This is a genomic window from Microbacterium sp. NPDC089698 (assembly GCF_044749045.1).
Classification (GTDB): domain Bacteria; phylum Actinomycetota; class Actinomycetes; order Actinomycetales; family Microbacteriaceae; genus Microbacterium.
The window spans coordinates 320,380-332,674 of sequence record NZ_JBIVHE010000002.1; the positions used below are offsets into that span (position 1 = coordinate 320,380).

At 72.0% G+C, this 12,295-nt stretch carries 12 protein-coding genes; 2 read left to right on the forward strand and 10 right to left on the reverse strand.

All coding sequences use genetic code 11. The annotated features are described in order from the left end of the window. The first annotated feature begins 67 nt into the window (after positions 1 to 67). Positions 68 to 904 (forward strand): alpha/beta hydrolase, encoded by an 837-nt coding sequence (locus tag ACIPY5_RS08590; protein WP_309341679.1) that lies wholly within the window; start codon positions 68 to 70, stop codon positions 902 to 904. A 139-nt stretch (positions 905 to 1,043) separates the two neighbouring features. Here ACIPY5_RS08590 and ACIPY5_RS08595 read toward each other — a convergent pair whose 3' ends face one another. The 10 genes from ACIPY5_RS08595 to ACIPY5_RS08640 all read right to left on the reverse strand — a co-directional run bounded on the left by ACIPY5_RS08595 (position 1,044) and on the right by ACIPY5_RS08640 (position 11,108). Then, the gene (locus tag ACIPY5_RS08595) at positions 1,044 to 1,961 is read right to left on the reverse strand and encodes an ABC transporter substrate-binding protein (RefSeq protein ID WP_309341680.1); all 918 of its coding nucleotides are present in this window, start codon (positions 1,959 to 1,961) and stop codon (positions 1,044 to 1,046) included. A 56-nt stretch (positions 1,962 to 2,017) separates the two neighbouring features. Then, complete coding sequence (locus ACIPY5_RS08600; RefSeq protein ID WP_400969240.1) at positions 2,018 to 2,752, reverse strand: ABC transporter permease; 735 nt, start codon at positions 2,750 to 2,752, stop codon at positions 2,018 to 2,020. Then, entirely contained in the window at positions 2,749 to 3,435 is a 687-nt protein-coding gene (locus tag ACIPY5_RS08605; RefSeq protein WP_309341682.1) for an ABC transporter permease subunit, read from the reverse strand. The genes ACIPY5_RS08600 and ACIPY5_RS08605 overlap by 4 nt, the downstream gene beginning before the upstream one ends. Position 3,436: 1 nt before the next feature. Beyond that, positions 3,437 to 4,324 (reverse strand): ABC transporter ATP-binding protein, encoded by an 888-nt coding sequence (locus ACIPY5_RS08610; protein WP_400969242.1) that lies wholly within the window; start codon positions 4,322 to 4,324, stop codon positions 3,437 to 3,439. 14 nt (positions 4,325 to 4,338) lie between these two features. Continuing rightward, positions 4,339 to 4,671 (reverse strand): DUF427 domain-containing protein, encoded by a 333-nt coding sequence (locus tag ACIPY5_RS08615; RefSeq protein WP_309341684.1) that lies wholly within the window; start codon positions 4,669 to 4,671, stop codon positions 4,339 to 4,341. Between the two features lie 224 nt (positions 4,672 to 4,895). Continuing rightward, positions 4,896 to 6,314: a dihydrolipoyl dehydrogenase family protein gene (locus ACIPY5_RS08620; protein WP_400969246.1), complete on the reverse strand. Its 1,419-nt coding sequence runs from the start codon at positions 6,312 to 6,314 to the stop codon at positions 4,896 to 4,898. A gap of 103 nt (positions 6,315 to 6,417) precedes the next feature. Next, entirely contained in the window at positions 6,418 to 7,032 is a 615-nt protein-coding gene (locus ACIPY5_RS08625) for a hypothetical protein (RefSeq protein ID WP_400969249.1), read from the reverse strand. A gap of 90 nt (positions 7,033 to 7,122) precedes the next feature. Then, entirely contained in the window at positions 7,123 to 8,229 is a 1,107-nt protein-coding gene (locus tag ACIPY5_RS08630; RefSeq protein ID WP_400969252.1) for a hypothetical protein, read from the reverse strand. A gap of 330 nt (positions 8,230 to 8,559) precedes the next feature. Beyond that, complete coding sequence (locus ACIPY5_RS08635; RefSeq protein WP_400969255.1) at positions 8,560 to 9,702, reverse strand: lactonase family protein; 1,143 nt, start codon at positions 9,700 to 9,702, stop codon at positions 8,560 to 8,562. Between the two features lie 119 nt (positions 9,703 to 9,821). Further along, entirely contained in the window at positions 9,822 to 11,108 is a 1,287-nt protein-coding gene (locus tag ACIPY5_RS08640; RefSeq protein ID WP_309341689.1) for an adenylosuccinate synthase, read from the reverse strand. A 221-nt stretch (positions 11,109 to 11,329) separates the two neighbouring features. Between ACIPY5_RS08640 and ACIPY5_RS08645 the strand changes: the two genes are divergently transcribed. After that, on the forward strand, positions 11,330 to 12,202 hold the full coding sequence (locus ACIPY5_RS08645; RefSeq protein WP_400969259.1) for a hypothetical protein: 873 nt from the start codon (positions 11,330 to 11,332) through the stop codon (positions 12,200 to 12,202). Positions 12,203 to 12,295 lie beyond the last annotated feature (93 nt).

Genomic DNA, 12,295 nt, shown 5'->3' on the forward strand with positions numbered 1-12,295 from the left:
CGGGGTCACGGTCGGGCGATAGGTCGTCCGGGAGCGCCGTCCATGCGCACTCCCGAAAGGCACGACCATGAACATCACCCCTGAACTGATCTTCACCGCTGAGAAGCAGATGGCTTCTGCGCCGTCCGCATCCGCGCAGTCCGCTCCTGCAGCGGCTGCTCCTGCAGCGCCTGCTTCTGCACCGCACCGCGACGACATCGTCGAGCGCGACTTCACCCTGGACGGGATCGACGGCATCCTCTGGATGCCCGGATCCGCCTCGGCCGAGCATCCCGTCCCGCTGATCCTGCTCGGGCATCCGAGCGGGCCGGGCCTGGCCCGGATGCGGCCCCGCCTCGAAGGCCGAGCCCGCGCCGCCGCCGGGCTCGGCTTCGCCTCCGTGGCGATCGAGATGCCCGGCAACGGCACCCGACCGCGGCTGCCCGAGCTGGAGGGCGCTCGCGTCGAGCTGATGCGGGCTCTCGACGCCGGCGAACGTCCGAGCGAGGACGTGATCGATCGTCTGGTGCTCCCGCTCGTCGACCGGACGGTGCCCGAATGGCAGTCCGTGCTGGACGCGATGCTCGCCCTTCCCGAGATCGGCGGCCCCGTCGCCTACTCGGGCGGCGTGCTCGCCATCGGCATCCGGCTCGCCCTGACCGAGCCGCGGATCGCGGCCGCCGGGCTGTTCGCCGGAAGCTATGTTCCGCTGAGCATCCTGGACGAGGCCCGGCGCGTCACGATCCCGCTGCACGTGCTGCTGCAGTGGGACGACGAGGGCAACGACCGGCAGCGGTCGCTCGATGTGTTCGACGCGTTCGGATCCGCCGAGAAGACCCTGCAGGCCAACCTCGGCGGGCACACCGGCGTTCCAGCGCATGCGGGCGAGGACGCCGGGCGGTTCTTCGCGCGGCACCTCGGGTAGTCCGCGCCTCCGGGGGCGTTGAGCAAGGACACGCAGCGCCCCCGAGACGAAACGCGGTGCTCCGGCAAGAGCGCCGCGTTCCGTCTCGCTCGGCCTTCGGCCGGGCTCGCTCAACGACCCCGAAAGGACGGTCGTCGCGTCAGCTCAGGCCCTGCGCGGTGAGCCAGGCCTTGGCGATGTCGGCCGGCTGCTTCTTGTCGACCGTGCTCTGCACGTTGAGCTTGACGAGCTCCTCCGTGGTGAGCTTGGCGCTCACGGCGTTGATCGCCTTCGAGATCTTGTCCGAGACGGTCTCGCTCGCGATCGGCACGACGTTCGACGACAGGATCATGTTCTTCGGATCCTTGAGGGCCACCAGATCGCCCTTCTCGAACGCGGGATCGGCCGAGTAGATGTCGGCGACCTGCACGGTGCCGGCGCGCAGCGCCTCCAGTGTCGTCTGCCCTGTCGCCGAGAACGCCAGGTCGACGCCGTAGTCGGTCTTCGCCGCGGCGGGGCCGTACGGGCGCTTCTCGAACTCGGGTGCACCGCCGACGGTGACCGTGCCGGTCATCTTGGACAGGTCCGCGATGGACTCGAGACCGAACTTGTCGGCGTTGGACTTGAGCACCGTGTAGGTGTCCTGATCCGCGGCCTTGGCGTAGTCGAGCGCGACGAGGCCCTTCGGCAGGGCCTTCTTGAGCGCCGCGTAGACGTCGTCCGGGCTGTTCGTGTCGGCCTTGCCGCCCAGGTACTCGAGCAGGTTGCCGGTGTACTCCGGGAACAGGCTGATCGCGCCGGACTTCACATCGGGCATGTAGGCGTCGCGCTGGCCGATGTTGAACTGGCGCTTGACCGTCATGCCGTCCTTCTCGAGCGCCTGCGCGTAGATCTCGGCGATGATCTCGTTCGAGTAGTAGGCCTGGGATCCGATCACGATCGTGTCGGAGGATCCGGATCCGCTGCTCGCGCTGGGCTTGTCGAGCGGGTTGCTGGATCCGCACGCGCTCAGTGTGAGCGCAACGGCGACCGCGGCCGTTGCTGCGGCGGCGATCCGGGTGATGCGAGCGGTGAACATGGTGTTCCTCTCTTGGGCGATCTGTGTGGTCTGCGATGGGCGGGACGGCGGGGCGATCAGCTGCGGGCGGGGCGCAGGGCGCGCGCACGGCGGCGCGGTCCGCCCTCGGTGCGGCTGCCTGCGGAGGCCCGCACTCCGGCGGGCACGGCCGCGCGCTGCGCGAGCGCGAACAGGAGATCGGCGATCAGGGCGAGCATCGCCACGAGGAGTGCGCCCGCGAGCACCTGATCGAACTGGTTCAGCTGGATGCCCTGGATGATCGGGAAGCCCAGGCCGCCCAGGTTCACCCAGGCGGCGATCGTGACCGTGGCGATCACCTGCAGGGTCGCGGCGCGGAGTCCGCCGATGAGCAGGGGCAGGCCGAGCCGGAACTCGACCTTCCAGAACACCTGCCACGGCGTCATGCCCATCGCCTTCGCCGCATCGAGGACTCGGGGCTCGATCGCCTCGATGCCGGTGTACGCGCCCGCGAGCAGGGAAGGGATCGCGAGGAGCACGAAGGTGACGAGCGCCGCGGCCGGGACCTGCAGCACGCCGAACAGCAGCACGAGCAGGATCAGCAGGCCGAACGAGGGGATCGCCCTGGCGGCTCCGGAGATCGCCACCGCGACCTCCCTCCCCCGCCCGGTGTGGCCGATCAGCCACCCCGCGGGGACGGCGATGACCGCGGCGATGAGCACCGAGAGCACCGTGTAGAGCAGGTGCTGGCCGAGCAGGACGGGCAGCGCGTACGTGCCGGTCCACTGCGCGGGGTCGAGCATCCAGCGGATCGCGTCGATGAAGAGGTTCATGCGGCACCCCCCGTGACGACGGCGGGCCTGGCGCCGGCCGTGACCCGCTTGGGCGCGCGCTGCCAGGGCATGAGGACGCGTCCCAGCAGCACAAGGAGCACGTCGACGATGAGGGCGAGCACGACCACGGCGAGCACTCCCGCGAAGACCTCCTCGATGAGCCGGCGATCCAGCCCGTTGGTGAAGAGATAGCCGAGGTTCGTGACGCCGATCAGCGTGCCGACCGTCGCGAGCGCGATCGTGCTGACCGCGGCCACCCGCACCCCCGCGAGGATCACGGGACCCGCGAGAGGCAGCTCGACGGTCCAGAACCGGCGGCCGGATCCGTAGCCCATCGCGGTCGCCGCCCGGCGGACATCGGCATCGACCGAATCGAGCCCGTCCGCGACCGAACGCACCAGGATCGCGATGTTGTAGATCGTGAGCGCCGCGACGAGGTTCGGCTCGAGCGTCGCCTGGTAGCCGAACAGTGCCGGCATCAGCATGAGGAGAGCCAGCGAGGGGATCGTGTAGAGGAGGCCGGTGAGCACGATGATCGGCCCGCGCACCAGCCGGAACCGCCAGGCGATCCAGCCCAGCGGCACCGAGGCGACGATCCCGAGCACGAGCGCGATCAGGCTCTGCCGCAGGTGGGTTGCGGTCAGATCGAGGATGAGCCCGAGATTGTCGATGATCCAGGTCATGTCAGTCGGCGGTCCCTGCGTCGACGGCGACCTCGTCGGCCGCCCGCGGCGGATGAGCGTCCAGCAGCGAGGCCGGCGACTGCACGAGAGTGCCCTGTGCGCGACCGTCCGCGTCGACGATCAGCGTGCCGTGCGGCGTCTGCTTGAGGTGCAGGGCGCGCTTTCCGCGGTCGGCGCCGACGAACGCCGCGACGAAGTCGTCGGCCGGGGCGGACAGGATGTCCTCGGGGGTCCCCTTCTGCACGACGCGGGCCGATCTGTCCAGGATCACGATCTGGTCGCCGAGCAGGAACGCCTCCTCGATGTCGTGCGTGACGAACACCACGGTCTTGTCGAGCTCGCGCTGCAGGCGCAGCAGCTCCTGCTGCAGTTCGGTCCGCACGATGGGGTCCACCGCGCCGAAGGGCTCGTCCATGAGCAGGATGTTCGGATCCGCGGCGAGCCCTCGCGCGACGCCGACGCGCTGCTGCTGGCCGCCCGAGAGCTGGCTGGGGTAGCGATCGGCGAGGGCCTGGTCCAGCCCCACCGTGTCGAGCAGCGCCCGCGCGCGGACGTGCGCGTCGCGGCGCGGGATCCCGTTGAGGCGCAGCACCGTGGCGACGTTGTCGATCACGGTGAAGTGCGGCATCAGGCCCGAGTTCTGCATCACGTAGCCGATGCTGCGGCGCAGCGCCACGGGATCCTTGTCGAGCACGCTCTCGCCGTCGATCTCGACGGCGCCGGAGGTGGGCTCGACCATGCGGTTGATCATGCGCAGCAGCGTGGTCTTGCCGGATCCGGACGAGCCGACCAGCACGGTGGTCTTCCGGGCCGGAATGACAAGGCTGAAGTCGTCGACGGCGCAGGTGCCGTCGGGGAAGGTCTTGGTGACGGAGCGGAACTCGATCATCGGCGGTCCGCCCCTCAGGGGAGCGCCCCCTCCTGCGGGACGACGCCCTCGCGCACCGTCACCCTCGGATCGAACGCGACGTAGCCGGAGAAGTCGACGCCGACCCGCTCGATCGCGGTGGGGTACGGGTGCGGGTAGGCCCAGGCCAGATCCTTGTGGTCCTGCTCGTCCACGCGCACCGAGTAGTACTGGCACTCGCCCTTCCACGGACACGTGTACGGCGTGGGGCTCTCCTGCAGCACGCCCTCCGTGATCGCAGTCGGCGGGAAGTACCGGTTCCCCTCGATCACCACCACATCGGCGTCATCCGCGTTCGCGATGACGGTTCCTTCGAATACTGCTTGCATGCTCGTCCCTCCGGGGAATCGATGCGACTCGCTTCTTCTCGGCCTGCGGCGTGGCGACACGGCGCCTTACCGACAGTACGCGGGCCCTCCGACATCGGGAACAGCCATGCCGTTCCCCGGATTCCCGGAACGTCGTCCCTTTCCCCGGTTCGAAGGGCGCAGATGGCGGGATCCGGGGTCGGGATGGAACCATCTGCGCACTCTGGATCCGGGGAGAGAGTCCCTCAGGCCGACGCGCGGCCGTAGGCCTCCAGGAGGCGCAGCCAGACCTCGCTCATGGTCGGATACGACGGCACCGCATGCCAGAGCCGGGCGAGCGGGACCTCCCCGACGACCGCGATCGCGGCGGCGTGGATGAGCTCGGCGACGTCGGATCCGACCATGGTCACCCCGAGCAGCACCTGCCGATCCTCGTCCACGACCATGTGCGCGCGACCGGTGTAGCCGTCGGCGTGCAGCGAGGCGCCGGCGACCGAGGAGAACTCGACCGCGACCTCCCGCACGCGGTGGCCGGCCTCGCGCGCCGCCGCGGCGGTGACGCCGACGGCCGCGACCTCGGGCTCGCTGAAGACGACCTGCGGCACGGCGGCGTGGTCGGCCGTCGCGACGTGCCGTCCCCAGCGGTCGTCGTCGACGGGCTCCCCCTTCGCGCGCGCCGCGATCACGTCGCCCGCGGCGCGGGCCTGGTACTTCCCCTGGTGCGTGAGCAGCACCCGGCCGTTCACGTCGCCGACCGCATAGAGCCAGTCCACACCGGGCACCCGCAGCGTGTCGTCGGTGCGGATCGACCGGCCCGCCGGAAGTCCCACGGTCTCCAGGCCGATGTCGCCGCTGCGGGGCGCGCGTCCGGTCGCGACGAGGATCTCGGCGGCGCGCACGTCGCCGGCGTCTGTCGTCACGGTCACCCCTTCGGCGTCGCGCAAGACGCTCTTGGTCGCGACTCCCGTGCGCACCTCGACCCCGAGCGCGCGCAGGCCCTCGGCGACGAGCTCCCCCGCGAAGGGCTCGACGGATCCGAGCAGCCCGCTGCGGGCGAGCACGGTGACCTCCGCCCCCAGCGCGGCGTAGGCGGTGGCCATCTCGACGGCGACGACTCCGCCGCCGATCACCACGAGGGAGTCCGGGATCTCCTCGGCGCTCGTCGCCTCGCGGCTCGTCCACGGGTTCGCCTCGTGCAGGCCGGGGATCGGCGGGATCGCGGCGTCCGATCCGGTGCTGACCGCGACCGCATGCCGGGCGGTGAGGGTGCGCACTCCGCCGTCGGGAGTCGTGACCGCGACCCTCCGCTCGCCGCTCAGGCGCCCGTGCCCTCGGACGAGGTCGATTCCGGCCGAGTCCAGCCACGCCACCTGCCCGTCGTCCTGCCAGTGACTCGTGAAGGAGTCGCGCCGGTCGAGCACCGCGCGCACGTCGAGGTCGCCGGTGACGGTCTCGGCCGCGCCGCCCACCCGCTGCGCCGCACGCAGGGCCTGCGGCGAGCGCAGCAGCGCCTTCGACGGCATGCACGCCCAGTACGAGCATTCGCCGCCGACGAGCTCGCTCTCCACGATCACGGCGGTGAGGCCCGACTGGACCGCGCGATCGGCCACGTTCTCTCCCACCGGGCCGCCGCCCAGCACGATCAGGTCGTATTCATCGGTCATGCGATCCGCCTCTCGATCCCGGGTGGTCGCGGGGCCCAGCGCCCCCCGACCTCGTCCACCCTCCCAGAACAGCCGGGATCCGGCATGGATTCCGGCGAAATCGTCAGACGGGATCCGCGGCGGGCGACACGACGGACGGATCCCGGACTTCGATCACGAGCGGAGCGTCGGCGTCCGCATCCTGGATGCGCCAGATCCGCGCACGAGCACCGACGCCGGGGACCTGCGTCTGCAGGAGCATCGGCGCCCGGGCCGTCGCGCGCTCCCACGTCGCGGCGAGCGCGCCTCCGGCCGCGCCGACCACGAGCTCGAAGCGGTCGACGCCGCCGTCCTCGATCGTCGACACCGTGCGCGCGAGGACCGTGCCGTCGAGGCGCTCGATCCGGCCGGCCGCTCCGCGCCAGCGCGCGTGGGCGCGGACGCGTTCCGCGCTGTGCACCACGGAGCCGATGTAGCCGACCCAGAGCACGACGACGAGGACCGCGGTGACCACGGTGAAGAGGAGGGAGAACCAGACGCCAGGAGTCGGCGTGATCCAGAGCGGGACGATCGCCCCTGCGCCCACGACCGAGGCGAGCACGAGAAGCACCACGAGGACGACTCTGGTGCCGGGGCGCATCGCGCCCCGCAGCGGAAGCTCGGCCGGCGGGGCCGGATCCGGCCAGCGCTCCACGAGCACCACGACCTGGCCGACGGACGCCGAGGGCGGAGGGGTCATAGCCGGGAGTCTAGGGCGTGGATCCGAACGCGCGGGGGCGGTCCGGACCTCCGTTCCGCCGTCGCGCGGCGGAGTGACGGCTCCGAGTGCTCAGCGGCAGGCCATCGCCTGCTGCACGACGGAGTCCGGCGGAGGCCCGTACGCCTGCGTGCCGTTGCCCGGATCCGTGAAGCCCATGCCGATGGCCCAGGCCGTCGCCCACGCCTCCGCCGAGGCCGAATCGGTGTTGTCGACCATCGATCGGCATTTCGTCGCGATCGCGTGCCCTGCCTCGTGCGCCACGAGCGCTCTGCTGGAATCGCCCGGCCAGTCCTCGGCGACGGAGTTGGACAGCAGGATCGTCGCGTACTGGCCCGACTCGATCGGCGTGCGCGTCTCGCCGGACAGGTAGCCGTTGTCCCCGCCGAGGTCGTTCACCCTGTCCGCCCATTGGAAGTCCAGCAGCACCCCGGGGACGAGGGATCGCGCGAAGTCCTCGATCTGCTGTCGCGCTGCCTGCAGCGGGCCGGCCTCGGCCGCGAGGGTCGCCGCGTGCCCGTCGCGCACCTGCTGCACGGTCGTCGCATAGTCGCGGAACCCCTGAGCGACCTGCTCGTCGAAGGAGGTCGTGGCGACCAGTCTCGCGGACAGTTCGCGCAACGTCAGGACGCCCTCGTTCGGCGAAGGCGTGTTCTCGGTCTCGATCTGTGCCGCGAGCCCGCCCGCGGTCTTCACCACGGCGAGACCCGCCTGACCGATCGCGCCGGTCGCGGAGCCGAGTTCCTCGGAGGAGCGTCCGAGCTCCGAGGTCTGCGTGCGCACCGCGCGCGCATCCGCTTCGAGCCGTGCGGTGCGGCCGTACAGCTCCCAGAACCAGGACGGCTTCGTGCCGGGTTCGGGGACAGGGGCGGCGGTCAGCGACATGGCCTCCGCGGACGCCTTCTGCGCGCGGTCCCGCGCCGTGGTGAGGCCCGCGCGGTCCGCATCGCTGACGAGCGCGGGATCGGTCACGCCCAGCAGCACGTCGGCGGCGCGCGCGGACTCGTCGCCGACGGCGCGGGTCCGCTCGTTGCGCGACGCCTCGTCGCTCTGCGTCGTCAGCGCCGCGGTGAACTGCGAGCGGGCCTGGTCGTAGCCGAGGTTCGCCGTCAGCTGCAGCACCGCCCCGAGACCCGCGAGCAGCAGCACCCCCGCGATCGACAGCGACCAGGCGAGCACGGCCCGACGCCGCCGCCGGGGAGCCGGTGCAGGGGACGAGACCGACCCGGGCGCGGATCCGCCCAGAGAACCCTCGGAAGAGAAGGTCGCGGCGATCTCGTGGCCGCCATCCCGCGTCAAGCCGACGGGATCCGGCCCGCCGGGCGCGGGTATCAGCTGGTCATCGGCCACGTTCGTCCCCCTGCGTTCGCGTCGCTGCGTCCTGCGCGGTGACCGTCGGCCCCGCTGCGATCAGACTAGGGCCTGGCGGGATCCGGCACACGACTGCGGGATCGGATCCGGATCCGGTCCCGGATCCGCGAGCGGGGCGTTCCGCGGGAGACGGCCGGCTCAGCGCGCGAGCAGCAGGTGCGTCGGCGCGGGGGCCGGCGTGCGGTGCCGGACGCGACCGGGGGCTCCGGTGCGGTCGTCGAGGTCGAGCACGCTGATCTCGTCCGAGCGTTGGCCCGCGACGAGCAGCGCGCCATCGTGCACGAGGTGGTGGCGCGGCCAGTCCGCGCCGGCGTCGGCGAGCGCGAGCGGCTCGACACGGTCGCCGGATCCGCGCACGCGGAGCGCCGCGATCGTGTTGCTGCCGCGCACCCCGGCGTAGAGCGTCTCGCCGTCGCGGGAGCGGCTGAGCTCGGCCGGATAGTCGTGGCCCGGCGTCACGATCGCCGAGACGGGGACGCCCGAGACCAGGCCCCAGCGGCCCTCGCGGTCGGCGGCCAGGGTGAACAGCTCGCAGGAGTACTCGGTCACCACGTGCAGGTGCCCGCTGGGATGCACGACCATGTGCCGCGGTCCGGATCCGCGCGGCAGCACCACCTCGTGATCGAGCGCGAGTCCCGACGGCGAAGGGCGCCAGATCCGCACGAGGTCGTAGCCGAGGTCGGTGGTCGCGATCCGGCCGTCGGGCAGGAACGCCGCGGCATGCGCGTGCGAGACGCGGGGATCCCCGTTCGGATCCAGACGGTTCGGATCCGCGGCGTAGGGATCCGCAGCGGCCATCGGATCCGCACGTTCCCGGGACGCGTCGTCCGCGTCGCGCTCCTCGGCCTCGCGGTCGCCGAACAGCGCCGCCCGCAGCTCCGCCGCCCTGTCGCGCGCATCGGGCACCAGGCCGCCCTCCGCATCCAGTCCGATCCGGACCACGCGGCCGTCGCCGTAGCAGCTCGCGACGAGGAAGCGCCCGTCCGGCGCGACGGCGAGGTGGCACACGTACTGTCCGGCCGCGACTGGGCGCCCGAGCGGGCGCAGCGCGCTCTCGCCCGTGCGCGCGAACGCGGCGACCTCCCCTGACCCCTCGAGCGCGGCGTAGACGACGTCGAGCGTCGGATGCTGCGCGAGCCAGGACGGCGAGGGGGCGGGCGCCACGGCGCCGCGGTAGGCGAGGGTCGTCGGCCCGTGTCCCTCGTCGACCGCCAGCGCCCCGATGCCGTCGGCCGGGCCCTCCATGTCGACGCCGTAGCCGCCGACCCAGAATCGCGTCATCGCATCCTCACTCTCCTAGCGAGTGCACGCCTTGCGGTCGAGTGCACGAGTCGTTCACGCCGAAGGCCCGTGCATTCGACAGCATCCCGTGCACTCGGCACGCCGACCGCCCCGCGGCGTCAGTCGACGAGGTCGTGGCGCACGACGACTTGGTCGCGCTCCGGGCCGACGCCGATGACCGAGATGCGGGTGCCGCTCATCTTCTCCAGCGCGAGCACGTAATCCTGCGCGTTCTTCGGCAGATCCTCGAAGGTGCGGGCGGAGGAGATGTCCTCCTGCCAGCCCGGGAAGTACTCCAGGATCGGCTTCGCGTGGTGGAAGTCGCTCTGGTTCACCGGCACGTCGTCGAAGCGCACGCCGTCGACGTCGTAGGCGACGCACACGGGGATCTGCTCGAGGCCGTCGAGGATGTCGAGCTTGGTGAGCACGAGGTCGGTGATGCCGTTCACGCGCGTCGCATAGCGGGTGATCGGCGCGTCGTACCAGCCCACCCGGCGCGGACGCCCGGTGGTGGTGCCGAACTCGAAGCCGCGCGCGCGCAGCCAGTCGCCCTGCTCGTCGAAGAGCTCGGTGGGGAACGGACCCGATCCGACCCGGGTCGTGTACGCCTTCACGATGCCGACGATGCGGTCCAGGCGGCCGGGGCCGACGCCGGATCCGGTCGCCGCCCCGCCGGCGGTCGCCGAGGAGGAGGTCACGAACGGGTAGGTGCCGTGGTCGACGTCGAGCATCGTGGCCTGGCCGCCCTCGAACACGACGACCTCGCCGCGCTGCAGCGCGTCGTCGAGCAGGTGGCTCGTGTCGGCGACCATCGGGCGCAGCCGCTCGGCGTAGGAGAGCAGGTCCTCCACGATCTCGTCGCACGTGATGGCGCGGCGGTTGAAGACCTTGACGAGCAGGTGGTTCTTCTGGTCGAGGGCGCCCTCGACCTTCTGGCGCAGGATGTTCTCGTCGAAGAGGTCCTGCACGCGGATCCCCACGCGGTTGATCTTGTCGGCGTAGGCCGGGCCGATGCCGCGGCCGGTCGTGCCGATCATGCGCTTGCCGAGGAAGCGCTCCGTGACCTTGTCGAGCGTGCGGTGGTACTGGGTGATGATGTGCGCGTTGGCGCTCACCTTGAGGCGCGAGGTGTCGATGCCGCGGGATCCCAGGGCCTCGAGCTCGTGGAACAGCACCTCGAGATCGATCACGACGCCGTTGCCGATCACCGGGGTGACGCCGGGCGAGAGGATGCCGGAGGGCAGCAGGTGCAGGGCGTACTTCTCGTCGCCGACGACGACCGTGTGCCCCGCGTTGTTGCCGCCGTTGAACTTGACGACCCAGTCGGTGCGCTCGCCGAGCAGATCCGTGGCCTTGCCCTTGCCCTCGTCGCCCCACTGGACGCCGACGATCACGATTCCTGGCATGGGTGTTCCCCCTTTTCAGTGGCGTGCGGGCCCTTGGGGGCGGCCGCATCCGCCGCCGTGCTTTCGCCGGGTTTGCACCGGCTGATGAGCTGGCCCGATCGGGCGGAGCCAGTCTATCGGAGGGGACGGACGGGCCGCGGGGGCGCTCGATGGGCGGGCGGGCGTTCGGATATCGTGAGGCGCACGCCCCTGCGGGGGACCGCCGCCGAACGGATCAGGACATGACGCAGGAGACGGATCCCGGATCCGCGACCCCGGGCGCTCCGCCCGCGGGGTCGCCGCGTCGCGCCGCGCGGCTCGGGCACCAGCCCGCGACGGTCCTGCCCACGGCGACGCCGGTCGCGCACGCCGGTTCCGGAGCCGGCACCGGAACCACGGGCCTCGGCCGGCGCAGGGCGCTCGTGCTGGTCGGCGGGGCGGCCGCCGTTCTGCTCTGCGCGGCCGGGGGCGTTCTCGTGGTCGGCCTTCGGACCGCCCCCGCGGCGCACACGACGACCGCGGCCTCGGACATCTCGGTCGCCGCCGGCACCCCGAATCCGGCGAACGCACTCCTCGGCGAGGGCGGCGGTGCGCCCGGCCCCCTTCCCCGCACGGATCCGACCGCGCCTCCCGCGACGCCCGGTCCCACGGCACCGGCCCCCGCGACTCCCCCGGAGGAGCCGTTCGCGGATCCCCCGGCCGGCGGCGGCGCCTCATCGGAGTCCGAGGGCGACGGCACGGCGCCGGGCGGCCCTGCTCCCGGAACCGGCACGCCCTCGACGCCCACCGTCCCCGGCGCGCCCTCGCAGCCGACGCCGCCGGCCGCCGCACCGAAGCCGCTCGCCTTCGCGGGACTGACGCGGAACTCCACGATCGGACTGCTCGGCATCCGGATCCTCTCCAGCGACACCCTCGCACTCACGGGGGAGCCGGGGGCGACGGCGACCGTGAGCTACGGATCCTCGCCCGCCGGATCCGTGACCTTCGACGGATCCGGCCGTGCGACGCTCACGGCCGGCGGATCGCTGATCGACCTGGGCGACCCCGTGATCACGGTCGCCTATTCGGACGGCACGGCGGGCACGGCGATCCACGCGCGCCGCAGCGCTCTCTGAGCGCGAGCACCACGTCGGAGTCGCGCCGGTCCCCGCGGAGCATGGCGGGATACCGCTGTCGGATGGCGGTCGCCGTGCTCGACCGATGTCCGT

Coding starts and splice junctions, on each gene's coding strand:
- ACIPY5_RS08615 (WP_309341684.1), bottom strand. CDS start 4,671: ATGCAAGCAGTATTCGAAGGAACCGTCATCGCGAACGCGGATGACGCC.
- ACIPY5_RS08590 (WP_309341679.1), top strand. CDS start 68: ATGAACATCACCCCTGAACTGATCTTCACCGCTGAGAAGCAGATGGCT.
- ACIPY5_RS08640 (WP_309341689.1), bottom strand. CDS start 11,108: ATGCCAGGAATCGTGATCGTCGGCGTCCAGTGGGGCGACGAGGGCAAG.
- ACIPY5_RS08620 (WP_400969246.1), bottom strand. CDS start 6,314: ATGACCGATGAATACGACCTGATCGTGCTGGGCGGCGGCCCGGTGGGA.
- ACIPY5_RS08635 (WP_400969255.1), bottom strand. CDS start 9,702: ATGACGCGATTCTGGGTCGGCGGCTACGGCGTCGACATGGAGGGCCCG.
- ACIPY5_RS08600 (WP_400969240.1), bottom strand. CDS start 2,752: ATGAACCTCTTCATCGACGCGATCCGCTGGATGCTCGACCCCGCGCAG.
- ACIPY5_RS08605 (WP_309341682.1), bottom strand. CDS start 3,435: ATGACCTGGATCATCGACAATCTCGGGCTCATCCTCGATCTGACCGCA.
- ACIPY5_RS08610 (WP_400969242.1), bottom strand. CDS start 4,324: ATGATCGAGTTCCGCTCCGTCACCAAGACCTTCCCCGACGGCACCTGC.
- ACIPY5_RS08645 (WP_400969259.1), top strand. CDS start 11,330: ATGACGCAGGAGACGGATCCCGGATCCGCGACCCCGGGCGCTCCGCCC.
- ACIPY5_RS08625 (WP_400969249.1), bottom strand. CDS start 7,032: ATGACCCCTCCGCCCTCGGCGTCCGTCGGCCAGGTCGTGGTGCTCGTG.
- ACIPY5_RS08595 (WP_309341680.1), bottom strand. CDS start 1,961: ATGTTCACCGCTCGCATCACCCGGATCGCCGCCGCAGCAACGGCCGCG.